This window comes from Streptomyces sp. H39-S7, assembly GCF_027158205.1.
In the GTDB taxonomy this organism is placed as follows: Bacteria; Actinomycetota; Actinomycetes; order Streptomycetales; family Streptomycetaceae; genus Actinacidiphila.
The window spans coordinates 101295-118237 of sequence record NZ_JAPVLU010000020.1; the positions used below are offsets into that span (position 1 = coordinate 101295).

The window sequence follows — 16943 nt, forward strand, 5'->3', positions numbered from 1 at the left end:
CGGTCACGTTCAGGGCTCGTTCGGGAATCTGCGACAGTGGAGGCATGACCGACACGCACCGCGAAGCAGGGCATGTGATCGTCGTCGGCGGTGGGGTCTCCGGGCTCGCCGCCGCCCACTACCTGGCCGGAGGCGGCGCGCGGGTGACGGTGCTGGAGGGCTCGGCGCGGCTCGGCGGGAAGCTGTACGCCGACGAAATCGCCGGCGTGCCCGTGGACCTGGGCGCCGAGTCGATGCTCGCGCGCCGGCCCGAAGCGGTCGCGCTGGCCCGCGAGGTCGGGCTCGGCGACCGGCTGCAGCCGCCCGCCACGGCGGGCGCCGCCGTGTGGACGCGGGGCCGGCTGCGGGCCATGCCGCAAGGGCACGTCATGGGAGTCCCCGGTGATCTGGGGCCGCTCGCGGCCTCCGGCCTGCTGTCGCCCGCGGGTCTGGCCCGGCTGCCGCTGGACCATGTGCTGCCCAGGACCAGGATCGGCGAGGACGTGGCCGTGGGCGAGTTCGTCGCCGCACGGCTCGGCCGCGAGGTCGTCGACCGGCTGGTGGAGCCGCTGCTCGGCGGTGTGTACGCGGGCAACGCCTACGAGATCTCGCTGCGCGCGGCCATGCCGCAGCTCTTCGACGCGGCCCGGACGGGACGCTCCCTCATCGAGGCCGTGCGCGGTATCCAGCGCCGCTCGGCCGCCGCCGCCCCGGCGGGACCGGTCTTCATGGGCATCAGCGGGGGCGTCGGGCAACTGCCGGTCGCCGTCGCCGAGGCGTGCCGGGCCGCGGGCGTCACCATCGAGACGGGGGCGCCGGCCAGGGAACTGCGGCGTACCGCGAACGGCTGGCAGGTCACCGTCGGCGACCGGGTGCTCGACGCGGACGCCGTCCTGATCGCCGCGCCCGCCCCGGCCGCCGCCCGGCTGCTGGCGGCCGAGTCACCCGTCGCCGCCGCGGAGCTGTCGGCGGTGGAGTACGCCAGCATGGCGCTGGTCACCATGGCGTTCCGGCGGCGCGACGTGCTGCGGATGCCGAAGGGCACCGGCTTCCTGGTACCGCCGGTCGACGGACGGACGATCAAGGCGTCCACCTTCTCGTCCCACAAGTGGGGATGGATCGACGAGGCCGGCCCCGACACCTTCGTGCTGCGCACCTCCGTCGGCCGGCACGGCGACGAGGCGGATCTGGCCTGGGACGACACCGACCTCGTCCGCCTGTCGCGGCGCGACCTGGGCGAGGCCATCGGGCTGTCCGCCGCGCCCGTCGCGGCCCGCGTCACCCGCTGGGACGGCGGACTGCCGCAGTACCCGGTCGGCCACGTCGAGCGGGTCGCCAGGATCCGCGAGCAGGTCGGGAAGCTGCCGGGCCTCGCGGTCTGCGGAGCGGTGTACGACGGAGTCGGGATTCCGGCCTGCATCGCCAGCGCCCGCAAGGCCGCCGACGAGGTCCTGACCTCGCTGGCCGCGACCCTGGCGACGGGCGGCGCGCGGGACACGGGAGAATGACGGCATGACTGACTCGACTGCTGCCCCCGACGCCCCGGACAGGACCGCGAACGCCGGCAAGAAGGCGAAGGACCTCAACGAGGTCGTCCGCTACACCCTCTGGTCCGTCTTCCGGCTCCGCGACGTGCTGCCCGAGGACCGCTCCGGATACGCCGACGAGGTGGAGGAGCTGTTCGCGCAGCTCGCCGCGAAGGACGTCACGGTGCGCGGCACCTACGACGTGTCGGGGCTCCGGGCCGACGCCGACCTCATGATCTGGTGGCACGCGGAGACCTCGGACGCGCTGCAGGAGGCGTACAACCTCTTCCGGCGCACCAGCCTCGGCCGCGCGATGGTCCCGGTGTGGTCGAACATGGCACTGCACCGCCCCGCGGAGTTCAACAAGTCGCACGTCCCGGCGTTCATCGCCGACGAGAGCGTGCGCAACTACGTCAGCGTCTACCCGTTCGTGCGCTCGTACGACTGGTACCTGCTGCCCGACGAGGACCGCCGCCGGATGCTCGCCGACCACGGCAAGATGGCGCGCGGCTTCCCGGACGTCCGGGCCAACACCGTTCCGTCCTTCACGCTCGGTGACTACGAGTGGATCCTCGCCTTCGAGGCGGACGAACTGCACCGGATCGTCGACCTGATGCGGCACCTCCGCGCGTCCGAGGCACGGATGCACGTACGCGAGGAGGTGCCGTTCTACACCGGGCGGCGCAAGGAGATCGGCGAGCTGGTGGCCGGCCTGGCGTAAGGCCCGGGCAGGCCGCGGGTTCTACGGCTTGGGCTCGGGATGCGGACCGCACGTGGGCGTGCGGTCCGTTCCCGTCCTGCCCCGCAGGAGGTACGCGTCGACCTGCTGGTTGACGCAGGTGTTGGGACCGTAGACGACGCCGTGCGAACCGGACTGCCGCTCGGTGAGGAGCACGGAGCCGGGCAGCCGGCGCTGGAGTTCGACGGCGCCCTGGTACGGGGTGGCGGCGTCGCGCTCCGCGGAGACCAGCAGCACCGGCGGCAGCTTGGGACCGAACACGCGCACCTCCAGAGGCTGCCGGTGCGGCCCCTTCCAGAAGGCGCACGGCAGGTTCATCCAGGCGTTGTCCCAGGTCTCGAAGGGCGCGGTGCGGGCCAGTTCGGTGTTGTCGCGGTCCCAGGTGAACCAGTCGCGCGGCCAGGGCGAGTCGGCGCATTCGACGGCCGTGTAGACGGCGTTGCCGTTCTCGTTCTGGACGGCCCTGGCGGGGTCGGGCGACGCCTCGGCGATCAGTGGCGCAGGGTTGCCGTGGACGTACGCGGACAGGACGGCGGCCAGGCCCGGCCACGTGTCGTCGTAGTACCCGGCGCCGAGGTAGGTGCTCTGCAACTGCCCGGGTCCGACCACACCGCCGGCCGGACGGACGGCCAACCCGGTCCGCACCGCGTCGTAGGTGTCCTGCACCTGCCCGCGGTCGGTGCCCAGGTGGTACACGGCGTCGTGCCGGGCCACCCAGTCGCGCCAGTCGGCCCAGCGGGCCTCGAAGGCGGCGGACTGCACGAGGTTCGCCCGGTACCAGATCTGGCGCGGGTCGGGATCGACCACGCTGTCCAGGACCATGCGGCGCACGTGCCCGGGGAAGAGCGTCGCGTACACCGCGCCGAGGTAGGTGCCGTAGGAGGCGCCGTAGAAGTTGAGCCCGCGCTCGCCGAGCGCGGCGCGCATCACGTCGAGGTCGCGGGCGCTGTTGAGCGACGTGAGGTACGGCAGCAGATGTCCTGAGCGGCGCTCGCAGCCTTCGGCGTACGCCTTCGCGTCCGCGATCCGGTCCTGCTTGTCGCGCTCGCCCGTCGGCCGCGGATCGCGGGTGGGCGCCTTCACGGAATCCGCGGGTGCCTGGCAGGAGATCGGCGCGGACTGGCCGACCCCGCGCGGGTCGAAGCCCACGAAGTCGTAGGCGCGGGCGACCTTGGCGTACTCCTTGACCCTCATGACGCTGAACAGCGGGAAGTACAGCCCCGAACCGCCGGGTCCGCCCGGGTTGTAGAGCAGGACGCCCTGGCGCTCGCCGGCCGGTCCGGTGGCGGAGACCCGGCTGATGACCAGGTCCAGCCGTTCGCCGTCCGGCCGGGCGTAGTCCAGCGGGACGGACACGGTGCCGCACCGGACCGAGGCGGGCAGCCGGGTCGCGGTGGCGCACTTCCCGAACGTCACTCCGGCCCGGCCGGCGCGCTCGGCGGCGAGGTTCGCGCCGCGCGCCTCGGACACCCGGTCGCCGTGCGGCGGTTCCATGGCCGCCGACCCGGGGGGAGTGACGGCCAGGGTGCTCAGCGCCAGGGTTCCTGCGACGCCGTACAGCGCGATTGATCGCACAAAGGATCCTCTCCTGTCAGGGCGTGACAAAAGGGATCCTTGGGGCGGTGGTGGATGAAGTAAAGGACAAGCGGGGGGTGTCGGCCGCGACCACTCCCGCCAGGAGCTTCGTCCTGGGGAGGCGCTAGGTCGTGTCTGACAAATAGCGGCGTCCGCCCGGAGGGCGGGGCCCGGGGCGTCTGGTGCGTGCGATCGCAAGGCGGAGGGTCGTCCTCGTACCGGGGTACGTGGATGAGCCCGACAACGCAGCGAGCGTGCGTGCCAGGCGTTCCGGGCCAGGCGGGATTTGTCAGACACGGCCTAGGCGAGCGCCGCGCGCTGTGCGGGGTCCACCAGCGCGCCCGGTCCGCGTACCGCCAGTGCGGCGAGCGGGCCGGGACCGTCGGGAACGGCACGCAGGGCGTCCTGCCCGGCGGGGGAGGCCCAGCGCGTGTACGGGTGGACCTCTGCCCGGGCGATGATCCAGCATCCGGTGGTCAGCAGCAGCGGCAGGGAGAACCAGGCCGGCGCCTGCCCGCCGCCGGTCTGCCCGCCGGAGGAGAGGACCATGGCCGCGCCGAACATCAGCAGGTTCAGCGCGAGGGCGCCGCGGACCTGCCGGATGCCCGCGGTGACGCTCTCCCGGGCCGCCGCGGGCACCGCGAGCCCGTCGCCCGCGAGCCGTTCGCCCAGGGCGCGGGTGGCGCCCGCCGCCGCGTGCGCCACCCGTATCGCGGCGACCGGCGACTGGCCGGCCGGTCCGATCGAGGCGATCAGCGAGCGTTCCAGATCGTCGCGGCCCTCGGTGTCGACCACCGTCGCCCATCCGGTGTGCGCGAGCAGCAGCCGCCGCTCGCCCGCCATCGAGACCAGCGTCAGATCGGTGACCCGGTGCGGTCCGCCGGACAGGAACGCCGTCTCGTACAGACCGAGTTCGGCAACCGGTAGCGCGCCGCCGGGTTCGGTCCCGGGCAGGGCGCCCGCGACGATCGCGGCCCGGCACAGACGGGCGCAGGAGACGACCGTCGCGACGCACGCGACGAGGAGGAGCAGCATCCACATAGCTGTTTTCTACTCGACGGTAGTAACGCCCCGCCGGGAATTTCACGGATTGGCCGACGACTGGCGTGGCCCCAGGTGACGTCCTGCCGCGCCAGGGCCGGCCCGTTACGAACTGCTGCTGCTGCAACTGGAGCCCGAACTGGAGCCGCAGCTGGAACCGGAACTCGAACCGCAGCTCGACCCCGAGCTCGAACTGCAGCTGGACGACGAACCCCCGCAGCTCGACGACGAACCTCCGCAGCTCGACGCGGACCCCCCGCAGCCGGCGCCCCCGCCGGCCCAGGCGCCCGCGGCGTCGCCCCACGCGCCCGGCTCGGACGTCGGTGCGGAGGAGTGCGCCAACTGGTCCCGCAGCACGTCGTCCTGGAGCGCAGCGGGGCCGGCCAGCGCGAACAGCAGCATCGGGTCGGAGGCGCCGGACGGGGCAGGGCGGGGTCGCAGCGGACGGTGGTTCACGCGGAGCCCTTGCAGCACCCGCCGGCCGGCCGGAGTGAGCCGGCCGCGCGGCGCCGAGCACGTCAGGAGGACAAGCAGCCCGACGGCGAGTCCCGGCAGCACCCGAACGAACAGCGGCAGGCCCGAGCCGACGACCACGTGCGGCATCACCTCCGCCAGCGACAGGAACAGCAGCAGGAACCAGACGGTCTTGTGCAGCGTCGACACCCGCCGCCATCTGCTGTGCACCTCGGGCTGGAAGAACAGGCCGCGGCGGGCGAGCCGGTCGCCGATCGACTGCACGGACGGCCCGGTCAGCACCGCCGTACGGACCTGGCGCAGACCGCCGCCCCACTCGGCGCCGCAGGCCTCCAGCAGGGCGGCCTCGACCGGGTTGTGGGCGACCGGCCGGATCACGGTGAGCAGTCCGGGGGCGGTCACGGCGATCCGGCCGTCCCCGTGCATGGCCGCGATCACCGTGTCCGCGACCCGGCCGGGCCCACCGGCCAGGAACGCGGTCTCCAGCGGATCCCGGGGAGCGTCGCCCTGGTAGGGGCGGGTGAAGCGGCGGGCGCGGATCCGCTCCCCGACGAGGTACGCGGAGGAGGCGGCGATCAGCAGGTACACGGCGAGCGTGAGACCGGTCATGACGGGCATCGCGGTCACCGCCCCGGCAGCGCGTTGCGCGCGGTGCCGATGACCCGGCGGAGCCGCGCGAGGCGGTCCGGGCGGGCGGCCGTGGACAGCGGGGCCGGGCCCGAGCGCTCCCGCCACCAGCCGTTCAGCAGGCCGCGGGTGGCGTCGTCGAGCACGTCCGCGCCCGCCTCCAGCACGTGTTCCGCGAAGCGCAGCGCGTCGAGGCGGTAGCCGCCCTCCATCGGGTGCGCGGCCGCGTACCGCAGGAAGGCGGGACGGTAGCGGTCCCCGAGGATCTCCGGCAGTTCCGGGGCCACCTTGGCGGTCACGTCCGCGCGCTTGGCCGCCAGCGCCCGCGACTGGACGCCGATCCGCCCCCGGTCGAAGCCCTCGGGGACGGGGGTGCCCGCCACCAGCGCGGACAGCAGCGCCGTCTGCGCGAGCGCCAGGCGCTGCCGGGCGGCGGCGGTGTCGTCAGGACCGGTGGCGAAGGCGGTCCCCGTCGTACGGGTGGCGCCCGCGGTGCGGGCGGTGCCGGCGTCAGACACAGTGCGCCTCCTTGGGCCGCTCTGAACCCACCGCGCGGATCGCCGTGAGTTCCGCGGCCAGCCCGGCCGCGGAGGGGAAGTTGTCGTCCCGCTCCAGCAGGACGCCCGGCGGGCTGACCCGCTCGCGCAGCGCCGCGAGCACGTCCAGCACCGGCCGGGTCACCGGATGCGCGTGCGTGTCGTGCCAGACGCCGTCCTTCTCGATGCCGCCCGCCACATGCACGTAGGCGATGGCCTCCAGCGGCAGTTCGTCGAGCACCGCGACCGGGTCCTCGCCCCGGTTCACGTGGTTGGTGTGCAGGTTGGCGACGTCGACGAGCAGCCGCACGCCGGTGCGCTCCACCAGCTCGTACAGGAACTCGCCCTCGCTGAACTCCTCGTCGGGCCAGCCGAGCAGCGGCGCGATGTTCTCCAGCGCGAGCGGCACGGGCAGGGCGTCCTGCGCGATGCGGACGTTCGCGCAGAGCACGTCGAGCGCGTCCCGCGTGCGGGGTACGGGCAGCAGGTGGCCGGCCTCCAGCCGGGGCGAGCCGGTCAGCGGCCCGCCGGCCCGTACGAACGCTATGTGCTCGCTGACCAGCGGCGCCCCCAGCAGCCCCACCCGGGTGGCGAGCGCCGCCAGCCGTCCGGGGTCCGGGCGCTCCGCCCCGCCGAGGCCCAGGGAGACCCCGTGCGGGATCACCGTCGTGCCGCGCTCCCGCAGCCGCCGCAGCGGCTCCGGGAGGTGGTCGGCGCAGAGGTTCTCCGAGACGACCTCCACCCACTCGACCCCGGCCAGTCCGTCGATCGCCTCCGCGATCTCCGGCCGCCAGCCGATCCCCGTACCCAGGTCCTTCATGCCGTCCCCCTCCGCGTTGTTGCACACGCCGTGCCGGGGTGATGGCCCCGTCAGGACCGGGCGAACCCTGTGGGCGGCCGGTTCAGAGCTTGATTTGAGGTTGCCATGCCAGGCGCGGGCCGCTCGGCGCCCGCGCCGGAGCTACGCGCCGGCGGTGCGGCGCAGCGGGCGGAAGTCGGAGACGACGGTGCAGGAGCCGGGGACGATCTCGGTGAAACCGGCGTCGCGCACCACGGGGAGGCCGGAATCGGTGAGCGCGGACCAGGCGGCGGGCGCGGGAGAGCGGACCGCGAGCGGGAAACCGGCGTCGCGCCACGCGGTCCGCTCGGCGTCCGTCAGTTCCCACCAGGCGAGCTGCGCGCCGTGGCCTGCCTGGGCCATGGCCTTGCCCGCGGACATGTCGAGCTCGGGGTTCATCCACAGCACCGGCAGTCCGTCCTCCGCGGGCGGCGGGGGCTCGGGGTCGTCCAGCTCGGTGCCCGAGACCTGGAGCTTCGCCAGCACCTTGGGCCAGCCGTCCAGCGGGACCGGCGGATAGACCCGCACCTCGGCCTCCTTGCCGGTCACGGTGATGTTCGGCAGGTACCCCGCGCGGCGCCACTCCGCGCCGCGCGCCCGCCGGACGACCTTGCGGATCCGGGCGTCCTGCCAGTCCCGTACCGCCTCGGCCCATTCGCCGTCGCCCGCCGACCGTTCGTCGGACAGCAGGGTGAGGACGGCGCGCGCCGCGGTCTCCAGGGCGTCGGTGCGCCCCGGCGGGTCGTCCTTCTCGATGCGGACGACGAGCGGGAGGACGAACTGGGGCGCGGCGTCGCGGTCGATGCTGGTCACGGCCACAGTCTGCCACCGTGCCCGGTCGAGGACGCGGCGGGCCGTCCGACGGTCCGCGGCCGGATCCGCCCGGCCGCGAACCGTCGACGATCTACCATGAGCCGGTGGATACGGCCGCGATACGCGTTCCCAGTGAGCTCGACCCGGTGGCGCACGTCGAGCCGATGGCGCTGCCCGCCCCCGGCGACCCGCCACGGCTGTGGCTGGTCGACGCGGCCCGGCACGCCGCCTTCGCGGCCCGGCTGGCGTCCGGTGTCCTCGACCCGCGGGAGCTGCGCCGCGCCGCGGCCTTCCGCGCCGACGCCGACCGGGACTGCTACCGCGCCGCGCACGTGGGGCTGCGGCTGCTGCTCGGAGCCCACCTCGGCACCGCGCCGGGGGGCATCACGCTGGTCCAGGAGGACTGCCCGTCGTGCGGCGGGCCGCACGGTCGGCCGGCCGTGGAGGGCGGCGGCGTGCACTTCTCGCTGTCGCACAGCGGGAGTTTCGCCCTGCTGGCCTTCGCCGCGACCCCGGTCGGGGTGGATGTGGAGACCGTTCCCTCGCCCGACGCGGTGGCGGACGTCGCGGCCGTGATGCATCCGGTGGAGATCGCCGAGCTGGGAGCGCTGGAGCCGCCGGATCGGCCCGCGGCCTTCGCGCGGGCGTGGGTGCGGAAGGAGGCGTACCTGAAGGGGCTGGGCATCGGTCTCGGCCGTGAGCCCTCGTTGGACTACGTGGGGACCGGCGTGGCGCCCGCCGCCGGCCCGGCGGGCTGGTCCCTCGCCGATGTGGCCGTGGGGGAGAACCGCGCCGCCGCGGTCGCCGTGGCCGCCCCGAACTGAGCGTCCCCGCATACCGACCCGTGTCGGCCATGCCCCGCCGGACCGCCTCACCCACCCCCTAACACCTCCCTGTCTCCGCCGCCGGTCCGGTATCGCGTACGGACTCCTGCGAGGCTGATTCCGGCCGCTTTCCGGCCACGGTCCGGCCCGGCCAGGGCCCGGCCCCCCAGCCCCGGCCCAGCGAGGAGCGTCATGGACGGCACCAGCACCGGCAACCCGCGGATCACCGGCACGACCCGGCTGTTCGCGGTCATCGGCGACCCGGTCGCGCAGGTCCAGGCTCCGATGATGGTCAATCCGCTCTTCGTCGAACTGGGCGCCGACGCCGTCCTGGTGCCCGTGCACGCCCGTCCGGAGAACCTCCGGCAGGTCATCACCGGGCTGCAGCGCACCGAGAACGTCGACGGGCTGCTGATCACCGTGCCGCACAAGGCGGCCGCCCTGCGGTTCGCCGATCTGGTCAGTCCGGCCGCCGAGTTGAGCGGTGGCACGAACGCGATCCGGCGGGCCGCCGACGGCGGCTGGCACGCGGACAACTTCGACGGCGAGGGCTTCGTCCGGGGGCTGCTCGCCGAGGGCCACAACCCGTACCGCAAGCGGATCGCGCTGGCCGGAGCCGGTGGAGCCGGCCGCGCCATCGCCGTCGCGCTGCTGTTGGCGGGAGCGGAGGTCGCCGTCTGGGACCGGGACCTGGCGCGGGTGAACGCGCTGGTCTCGCAACTGGCGGAGCACTGGCCGGGGCGGGTGACGGGGTCGGCGCGGCCCACTCTGGCGGCGGCGGACATGGCGGTGAACGCCACCCCGATGGGCCTGGACCCGGACGATCCGCTGCCCTTCGACCCGGCGGAGCTGCCGGCCGGGGCGGTGGTCGCCGACATCATCATGAAGCCGCGGACGACCCCGCTGCTGCGGGCCGCCGGGGCGCGCGGGCTGCGGATCCAGTACGGCGCGCCGATGCTGGCGCAGCAGCTCGCCCTCTACCGGGAGTTCTTCGGGATGGACGACCTGGCGCGATCCGAGCGCTCCGAGGGCCGGGACCGGTTCAGTGGCCGGGCGGTTACTGCGCGATAGCCGGTCAGTGTGCGGCCTCTTCCTACGCTGCTCGGTATGTCACCAGCTATCGCGACCCAGCCCCAACCACCGCCGGTGCGGGACCCGTTGCCGGCCCGTCTGAGGGTGCTCGCGGACGAGACGTTCGCCCTGCCCGCGGCGCAGCAGCCCGAGTACGAGGACCCGGAGGCGGTCCGCGAGGCACGCGGGGTGCTGGAGCGGATGCCGCCGCTCGTCGTGCCCGGCGAGGTCGACCGGCTGCAGACCCGGCTCGCGGAGGTCGCCCGGGGCCGGGCGTTCCTGCTGCAGGGCGGCGACTGCGCCGAGACATTCGCCGGGAACACCGAGGCCCATGTGCGGTCCAACCTGCGCACGCTGCTGCAGATGGCCGTGGTCCTGACCTACGCGGCCAGCCTGCCGGTGGTGAAGGTGGGGCGGACCGCCGGCCAGTACGCCAAGCCCCGGTCGAACAGCAGCGACACCCTCGGACTGCCGGTCTACCGCGGAGACATCGTCAACTCCGCCACCCCCTCACCGGCAGCACGGATCCCCGACCCGAACCGGATGCTCCAGGCGTACGCCCACTCCGGTGCCACCCTCAACCTGATCCGGGCCATGGCCTCGGCGGGCATGGCCGATCTGCACCAGGTGCACGACTGGAACCGCGACTTCGTCCGCACCTCCCCGGCCGGTGAGCGCTACCAGGCGCTGGCCGCGGAGATCGACAACGGCCTGCGCTTCATGTCGGCGTGCAACGTCGACCACGGCGCCCTGCACACCACGGAGATCTATGCCAGCCACGAGGCGCTGCTGCTGGACTACGAGCGGGGGCTGCTGCGGGCCGCGGGTCCCGAGGGCGCGGAGCGGCTGTACAGCCTGTCGTCGCACTTCCTGTGGATCGGGGAGCGCACCCGGCAACTGGACGGCGCGCACATCGCACTCGCCGCGATGCTGGCGAATCCCATCGGCCTCAAGATAGGCCCGACCACCACACCGGAGCAGGCGGCCGAGTACGTCGAGCGGCTCGATCCGGACGGGGTGCCCGGCCGGCTCACGCTGATCAGCCGGATGGGCTACGGGAAGATCCGTGAGGTGCTGCCGGCGATCGTGGAGAAGGTGACGGCCTCCGGTCATCAGGTGATCTGGCAGTGCGACCCCATGCACGGCAACACCCACGAGACGGCGAGCGGTTACAAGTCCCGGCACTTCGACCACATCCTCGACGAGGTCAAGGGGTTCTTCCAGGTCCACCGCGACCTCGGCACCCACCCCGGCGGGCTGCACATCGAGCTCACCGGCGACCACGTCACCGAATGCCTGGGCGGTGCGCAGCAGATCGACGACACCGCGCTGGCCGGGCGCTACGAGACCAGCTGCGATCCGCGGCTCAACCCGCAGCAGTCGGTGGAGCTGGCCTTCCTGGTCGCCGAGCTGGTGCGGGGATGACCGGGCCCGTCCGGCCGCTCATGGCCGGCCGGACGGGCCGGGGCACACCACCGCCTGCGACGGGCCCGGTCGGAGCCCGTCGCAGGCGGTGGTCGGTGCGGTCGTCGCCCCGGCTAGCCGGCGGCGGCGTGCTCCACTTCCCGCGGCGCGGCGGGATCGCTCCGCGGCGGGATCTTGCGGCTCCGGCTCCAGGCGCGCATGGCGGGCTTCTCCACCAGGACGTGCAGGAGCCAGCCGGCGAGCAGCGTCGCCAGGAAGTAGCCGATCACCACGAGTACGGCGACCGGAGTGCTGTAGGTGTCCGCGCCCAGGAGTGCGGGGCGGCCCCAGAAGACCACGATGCCCTGGCACATGTAGAAGCCGAAGGAGACGTTTCCGAACCAGACCATGAAGCGGCCGTTGAGGTAGGTGCGCGCTCCCCGGATGTCGGCGGAGGCCGCCGCGCCGATCGCCACGCTGAACGGAATGATCGTGGCGGAGACGAAGTTGAAGGGCGGCGGCACGTAGAGCGCGGCGGCGTAACCGGCCGCCAGCAGGGTCAGGACGGCGGCGGCGGGAATGCGCGGCCACTTGCCCGCCAGGACGATGCGGGCCAGCAGCATGCCCAGAACGAATTCGAAGAGCCGCATCGGCGGGAACGTGTAGTTGAACCACATCTGCGTCATCGAGAGCGGAATGATCGGGTTCTTCGGGGAGTCGGTGACGATATAGGTGGTGACCAGTCCGACTCCGACGGTGCACGCGACCATGGTGCCCGCCCACAGCCACAGCCGGTTCAGCTGGATGCGGCTCACGCCGAGCAGCGCCAGCGGGAACAGCATGTAGAAGAGCAATTCGGAACACAGCGACCAGGCGGGCGGGTTGACGCCCATCTGGAGAGCGGCGTCCGTGCTGTAGGAGTTCACCAGGAACAGGCTGGAGAGCCACGCGCTCACCGGGGCGTAGGCGCCGGCGAACAGGGCCAGCGCGATGCCCCAGGTGACGAGGTGATTCGGGAAGATCTTGACCAGGCGGCGCCGCAGGTAGTGGGTCACCCGGTCACCGGGCCGCAGCGACCAGGTCAGGATGAAGCCGCTCAGCAGGAAGAAGAACGACACCCCCATGTACCCGGCGGGGGCGAAGAAGTCGTAGAGGCCCTGGGCGACGTCCTGGTCGCCGAAGGGGTTGATCGGCCCGGTCGGCTTGATCGGGTCGAAGGGCTGCAGTATGTGGATCGCGAAGACGAGCAGCGCGGCAAAAGGCCGCATTCCCGTCAGCGAATTGAGACTGGTGCGTTCCGGTATTCGTGGATCGGATTCCACGACCGGCATGGTTGCGGGCACGTCCGAGCTCCTCTCGCTGCCAAGGCGGCGCAATCCATCGGCAGGGAGGAGTGGAAGATCTTTCCCAGCATGCCGGTGATCCGCAGCCATTCATGGCGAGTTTAGGTAGCCCGCACGTTCGAACAGTCCCGTATCACCCCCCTCTCTTTCCGGCCAACCGTGGCCGTGAAGTGCCGGAGAACTGAGGGGAGTTATGGCCCCGCCCGCGCGGGTTAGTCTCGCCGCGAATCCACGGGGACTCTCGTGATTTCCGTACATGACTATTCATCGGAGGAACGATGATCAACAGAAGGTCTCTGCTTCGCACCGGAGGAGCACTCGCCCTGGGGGCCTCGGTCGTCGGGAACGCCACTTCGGCCGCCGCCGCGGGCGGCAAAGCCGCCGGCCCCGACTGGGCGAAGCTGCGCAGCTGCATACAGGGCGATGTGGTGCTGCCGTCGGATGCCACCTATGCGACGGCGAAACAGAACAAGATCGCGGAATTCGACGCGATCACCCCGGACGGCATCGTCTACGGGGAGTCCGTCGCGGACGTCACCGCGGCGATCCGCTTCGCCCGGGACAACGGCCTGTCGCTGCGCACCCGCAGTGGCGGCCACAACTTCGCCGGCTGGTCCCTGGGCGAGGGCCTGGTCCTGGACGTCTCGCGCATCAACCACATCAAGGGCGGCGGCAACCCGACCGTGCACCTGGGCCCCGGAGCCCACAGCATCGACGCGGTCACCGCCCTGAAGCCCTACAACCAGCAGATCGTCACCGGCACCTGCCCGACGGTGTGCCCCGGCGGCTTCTTCTCCGGCGGCGGCATCGGCTACCAGAGCCGGGCGTACGGCATCGGCAGCGACCGGGTGGTCTCCGCGCTGGTCGCGCTGGCCGACGGCACCGTCATCCGCGCCTCCGAGACGCAGCACGCGGACCTGCTCTGGGGCCTGCGCGGCGGCGGTGGCGGCAACTTCGGTGTCGTCCTCGACTTCGAGGTCCGGCCCATCTCCGCGCCGCGGATGGTCTTCTACGAGCAGATCTGGAACTGGGAGGACGCCCAGGAGTTCCTGCCGGTCTGGCAGGCCTGGTACGCCGAGTCGCCGCGCAACAGCAGCGCCCAGGTCATCATCGTGGTGCCCGACGCCGCCGAGGGCAACGCCCCGTTCATCCTGCAGCAGGGCTGCTTCTACGGGCCGAAGTCCCAGGCCGACGCCGCGCTGGCCGAGCTGGGCTCGCAGGTGGGCCGCACGCCCGCCAGCAGCACCGTCCTCGACCTGCCGTACGACGAGGGCATGCACCACATCTACGGCCTGGCCAACGAGGCCAGCGTCGAGGCCGTGCTGGCCCGCACCCCCTGGCAGCGCATGCGCACCCGCATGGTCGAGCAGCCCTTCGACGCCGCGGCCTCGGCCGCCGCCCTGGCCGCGTTCGACGCCGACCGGCGCCCCGGGCAGACCCGCTACCTGAGCTTCATGGGCCTGGGCGGCGCGGCCGGCGACCCCAGCCCGACGGCCACCGCGTACGTGCACCGCGACGCGCTCTTCCACGTCGGCTACGGCATCGCGCTGCAGAGCGCCGCCCCGGCACCCGAGGACGCGGCCGCCGCCATCGCGTGGACCACCAAGGGCTTCAACGCCGTCGCGCCCTTCTCCAACGGCCAGTCCTACATCAACTTCCCCGACCCGCTGCTGACCGACTGGAAGGCCGCCTACTACGGCCAGAACTACCCGCGCCTGCTCCAGGTCAACAAGCGGTACGACCCGGACAACTTCTTCACGCACCCGCGCGCCATCGGTGCCTGACGCACCGTCATCCTGCCCGAGGCTACGTCACGCACACAAAGGAAGGTCGACGTCTGATGACGGTTACCGACAGCGAAGTTGTGAACTACCCCTTCGCGCCGGCGGAGGCTGTTGATATCCACCCCAAGTACGCCGAGCTGCGCGCGGAACAGGCGCTGACCCGCGTCAACATGCAGTACGGCGGCGAGGCCTGGCTCGCCACCCGGTACGACGACATCAAGGTCGTCCTCGCCGACCCCCGCTTCAGCCGCGCGGAGACCGTGGGCAAGGACGTACCCCGGGTACGCAAGGCCTACGAGGAGAAGAACATCGTCAGCATGGACGACCCGGAGCACGGCCGGCTGCGCAAGCTGGTCGCGAAGGCGTTCACCGTCCGGCGGGTCGAGCAGATGCGGCCCAGGACGCAGCAGATCGCCGACGACCTGCTCGACAAGCTCACCGCCGAGGGCCGCACCGAGGGCGACCTGGCGAGCCAGTTCGCCTGGATGCTGCCGATCACCGTGATCTGCGAAATGCTCGGTGTGCCGCTGGAGGACCACTACAGGTTCCGCGGCTGGATCGACACCTGGCTCACGGTGGGCGAGACCTACACCCTCGAAGAGATGAACGAGGCGCGCTTCGAGCGGCTGCCGGAGTACCTGGCGACCCTGATCGCCAAGCGCCGCGCGGAGCCCACCGACGACCTGCTGTCCGCACTGGTCTCGGCCCGCGACGACGACGACCGGCTCAGTGAGGAGGAGCTGATCACCATGGGCATCGCCCTGCTGGCGACCGGCCACCACACCACGGCCAACCAGCTGGCGAACTACCTCTACACGCTGCTCTCCCGCCCCGGCTACTGGCAGCAGCTGCTGGACGACCCGGAGCTGGTCCCCACCGCCGTGGAGGAGCTGCTGCGCTACACCCCGCTGAGCCCGTACTCCGAGAACACCCGTATCGCCACCGCCGACATCGAGTTGGGCGGCCAGTTGGTCAGGGCCGGCGAAGCGGTCATGATCTTCCCCGCGATCGGCAACCGGGACGAGCGGGTCTTCGAGCGTCCCGAGGAGCTCGACCTGACCCGCAAGCACAACCCGCACATGGCCTTCGGCCACGGCATCCACCACTGCCTGGGCGCCCCGCTGGCCCGGATCGAGCTGCAGATCGCCCTGTCGACCCTGATCCGCCGGCTGCCGACGCTGGAACTGGCCGTACTCGCCGAGGAGGTCCCCTGGAAGGTCGACAACGTCGTCCGCGGGGTGAGCGGCCTGCCGGTGCGGTGGTGAGCGCGATGGGCTCCTGGCACGTGGAGGTCGACCACCGCGTCTGCATGGGGGCGGGGCTGTGCAACGGCAACCTGCCCGACCGCTTCGAGCTCGTCGACGCCAAGTCCATCCCGGTAGCGGAGTGGATCGAACCCGACGAGGACGTACTCGACGCCGCGGACTACTGCCCGTACCGGGCGATCCGCATCACCGACAAGACCACCGGCGAGACCCTGTCGGCCGGCGACTGAGCCGAAAGGCAGGAGAACGGTCGTGACAACCACAACAACCGAGCCGGAGCTGGTGTCCGGTGACCCGATACCGACGGACGAACGCGGACCCACCGGCACCCGGTGGTGGCGGCGTCCGTGGGTCGGCCCGCTGGCCACCGTGTGCGCGGTCTTCTTCCTGCACTCGGTACCGCGGTACCTGACCTTCGATCCCGCGCAGTCCAAGATCCCCGCCAATCCGGACTTCCCCCTGCACTACTCCGTCCTGGTGGCCCACGTCATCTTCGGCTCGGTGGCACTGGCCTGCTGCTGCCTCCAGGTGTGGCCGTCGCTGCGCCAGCACTACCCGGTCGTGCACCGCACCAGCGGACGGCTGTACGTGTTCGCCGGGGTCCTCCCGGCGGGCGTCACGGCCATCGTCGTCGGATACGTCAGCCCGTCCGGGCTGTCGATGCAGCTGAGCACCATGACGACCTCGGTGCTGTGGATCGCCTGCACCGTCGCCGGCTTCCGGATGGCGCGCCAGCGCCGGTACACCGACCACCGCAGGTGGATGATCCGCAGCTTCGCGCTGACGCTGTCGATCATCGTCAGCCGGATCCTCGGGGTGATCTACGACCACACCATCCTGCCGCCGCCCGTCACCCAGAACATCCCCGAGCTGATCGAGTGGGGCCAGACCCGCGCGGGCATGGCCTCGTGGCCGGGGTGGATCATTCCGCTGCTCATCGCCGAGTGGTGGATCGTGGAACGGGGTTCCGGTGCCCGGAACAAGGCCCGGCTCGCCCGCCGCCGCGCGGCAGCCGCGTCCGCCTCGTCGTCCTCCTGACGCTTCCGGCACCACAACGGTCGGGCCGCCACCCATCCCCCGAGGCGGCCCCACCCCATGCTGTCC

14 protein-coding genes and 1 pseudogene are annotated in these 16943 nt (G+C 72.3%); 9 read left to right on the forward strand and 6 right to left on the reverse strand.

What is annotated here, in order from left to right:
- Positions 1 to 44 precede the first annotated feature (44 nt).
- Both hemG and hemQ read left to right on the forward strand, forming a co-directional pair.
- Complete coding sequence (gene hemG / locus O3X23_RS20840) at positions 45 to 1487, forward strand: protoporphyrinogen oxidase (protein ID WP_269272961.1); 1443 nt, start codon at positions 45 to 47, stop codon at positions 1485 to 1487.
- A 4-nt stretch (positions 1488 to 1491) separates the two neighbouring features.
- Positions 1492 to 2226 (forward strand): hydrogen peroxide-dependent heme synthase, encoded by a 735-nt coding sequence (gene hemQ / locus O3X23_RS20845; RefSeq protein ID WP_269272962.1) that lies wholly within the window; start codon positions 1492 to 1494, stop codon positions 2224 to 2226.
- A gap of 21 nt (positions 2227 to 2247) precedes the next feature.
- On the opposite strand, the gene O3X23_RS20850 is transcribed toward hemQ, so the two are convergent.
- The 5 genes and pseudogenes from O3X23_RS20850 to O3X23_RS20870 all read right to left on the reverse strand — a co-directional run bounded on the left by O3X23_RS20850 (position 2248) and on the right by O3X23_RS20870 (position 8148).
- On the reverse strand, positions 2248 to 3819 hold the full coding sequence (locus O3X23_RS20850) for an alpha/beta hydrolase (protein ID WP_269272963.1): 1572 nt from the start codon (positions 3817 to 3819) through the stop codon (positions 2248 to 2250).
- Positions 3820 to 4119: 300 nt separating this feature from the next.
- The gene (locus O3X23_RS20855) at positions 4120 to 4860 is read right to left on the reverse strand and encodes a TIGR04222 domain-containing membrane protein (RefSeq protein WP_269272965.1); all 741 of its coding nucleotides are present in this window, start codon (positions 4858 to 4860) and stop codon (positions 4120 to 4122) included.
- Between the two features lie 105 nt (positions 4861 to 4965).
- Positions 4966 to 5943, reverse strand: coding sequence for a TIGR04222 domain-containing membrane protein (locus tag O3X23_RS20860; RefSeq protein WP_269272966.1), 978 nt, complete (start codon positions 5941 to 5943; stop codon positions 4966 to 4968).
- Positions 5944 to 5957: 14 nt separating this feature from the next.
- Positions 5958 to 7317, reverse strand: a pseudogene (locus O3X23_RS20865) (DUF692 domain-containing protein).
- A 141-nt stretch (positions 7318 to 7458) separates the two neighbouring features.
- Entirely contained in the window at positions 7459 to 8148 is a 690-nt protein-coding gene (locus tag O3X23_RS20870) for a peptidyl-tRNA hydrolase (RefSeq protein WP_331283926.1), read from the reverse strand.
- A gap of 104 nt (positions 8149 to 8252) precedes the next feature.
- Here O3X23_RS20870 and O3X23_RS20875 point away from each other — a divergent pair, with 104 nt between their 5' ends.
- The 3 genes from O3X23_RS20875 (at position 8253) to O3X23_RS20885 (ending at position 11468) form a co-directional block, all read left to right on the forward strand.
- Positions 8253 to 8972 carry a 4'-phosphopantetheinyl transferase family protein gene (locus O3X23_RS20875; protein WP_269272968.1) on the forward strand — a complete coding sequence of 240 codons (720 nt, stop codon included), beginning with the start codon at positions 8253 to 8255 and terminating at the stop codon, positions 8970 to 8972.
- Positions 8973 to 9164: 192 nt separating this feature from the next.
- Positions 9165 to 10043 (forward strand): shikimate dehydrogenase family protein, encoded by an 879-nt coding sequence (locus tag O3X23_RS20880; RefSeq protein WP_269272969.1) that lies wholly within the window; start codon positions 9165 to 9167, stop codon positions 10041 to 10043.
- Between the two features lie 36 nt (positions 10044 to 10079).
- On the forward strand, positions 10080 to 11468 hold the full coding sequence (locus O3X23_RS20885; protein WP_269272970.1) for a class II 3-deoxy-7-phosphoheptulonate synthase: 1389 nt from the start codon (positions 10080 to 10082) through the stop codon (positions 11466 to 11468).
- Positions 11469 to 11581: 113 nt separating this feature from the next.
- On the opposite strand, the gene O3X23_RS20890 is transcribed toward O3X23_RS20885, so the two are convergent.
- Positions 11582 to 12790, reverse strand: coding sequence for an acyltransferase family protein (locus O3X23_RS20890; RefSeq protein ID WP_269272971.1), 1209 nt, complete (start codon positions 12788 to 12790; stop codon positions 11582 to 11584).
- A 278-nt stretch (positions 12791 to 13068) separates the two neighbouring features.
- On the opposite strand from O3X23_RS20890, the gene O3X23_RS20895 reads away from it, so the two are divergent.
- Genes O3X23_RS20895 through O3X23_RS20910 form a run of 4 tightly spaced genes read left to right on the forward strand, consistent with a single transcriptional unit; the run spans position 13069 to position 16877 of the window.
- Positions 13069 to 14574: an FAD-dependent oxidoreductase gene (locus tag O3X23_RS20895; RefSeq protein ID WP_269272972.1), complete on the forward strand. Its 1506-nt coding sequence runs from the start codon at positions 13069 to 13071 to the stop codon at positions 14572 to 14574.
- Positions 14575 to 14630: 56 nt separating this feature from the next.
- Positions 14631 to 15839 (forward strand): cytochrome P450, encoded by a 1209-nt coding sequence (locus tag O3X23_RS20900; protein ID WP_269272973.1) that lies wholly within the window; start codon positions 14631 to 14633, stop codon positions 15837 to 15839.
- A 5-nt stretch (positions 15840 to 15844) separates the two neighbouring features.
- Entirely contained in the window at positions 15845 to 16069 is a 225-nt protein-coding gene (locus O3X23_RS20905; protein WP_269272974.1) for a ferredoxin, read from the forward strand.
- Positions 16070 to 16091: 22 nt separating this feature from the next.
- Positions 16092 to 16877, forward strand: a complete 786-nt coding sequence (locus O3X23_RS20910) for a DUF2306 domain-containing protein (protein WP_269272975.1) — start codon at positions 16092 to 16094, stop codon at positions 16875 to 16877.
- The last annotated feature ends 66 nt before the right edge of the window (positions 16878 to 16943 follow it).

Excerpts from the sequence above, each read along its gene's own strand:
- hemG (WP_269272961.1), top strand. The coding sequence starts at position 45 with ATGACCGACACGCACCGCGAAGCAGGGCATGTGATCGTCGTCGGCGGT.
- hemQ (WP_269272962.1), top strand. The coding sequence starts at position 1,492 with ATGACTGACTCGACTGCTGCCCCCGACGCCCCGGACAGGACCGCGAAC.
- O3X23_RS20855 (WP_269272965.1), bottom strand. The coding sequence starts at position 4,860 with ATGTGGATGCTGCTCCTCCTCGTCGCGTGCGTCGCGACGGTCGTCTCC.
- O3X23_RS20860 (WP_269272966.1), bottom strand. The coding sequence starts at position 5,943 with ATGACCGGTCTCACGCTCGCCGTGTACCTGCTGATCGCCGCCTCCTCC.
- O3X23_RS20880 (WP_269272969.1), top strand. The coding sequence starts at position 9,165 with ATGGACGGCACCAGCACCGGCAACCCGCGGATCACCGGCACGACCCGG.
- O3X23_RS20885 (WP_269272970.1), top strand. The coding sequence starts at position 10,080 with ATGTCACCAGCTATCGCGACCCAGCCCCAACCACCGCCGGTGCGGGAC.
- O3X23_RS20895 (WP_269272972.1), top strand. The coding sequence starts at position 13,069 with ATGATCAACAGAAGGTCTCTGCTTCGCACCGGAGGAGCACTCGCCCTG.
- O3X23_RS20900 (WP_269272973.1), top strand. The coding sequence starts at position 14,631 with ATGACGGTTACCGACAGCGAAGTTGTGAACTACCCCTTCGCGCCGGCG.
- O3X23_RS20905 (WP_269272974.1), top strand. The coding sequence starts at position 15,845 with ATGGGCTCCTGGCACGTGGAGGTCGACCACCGCGTCTGCATGGGGGCG.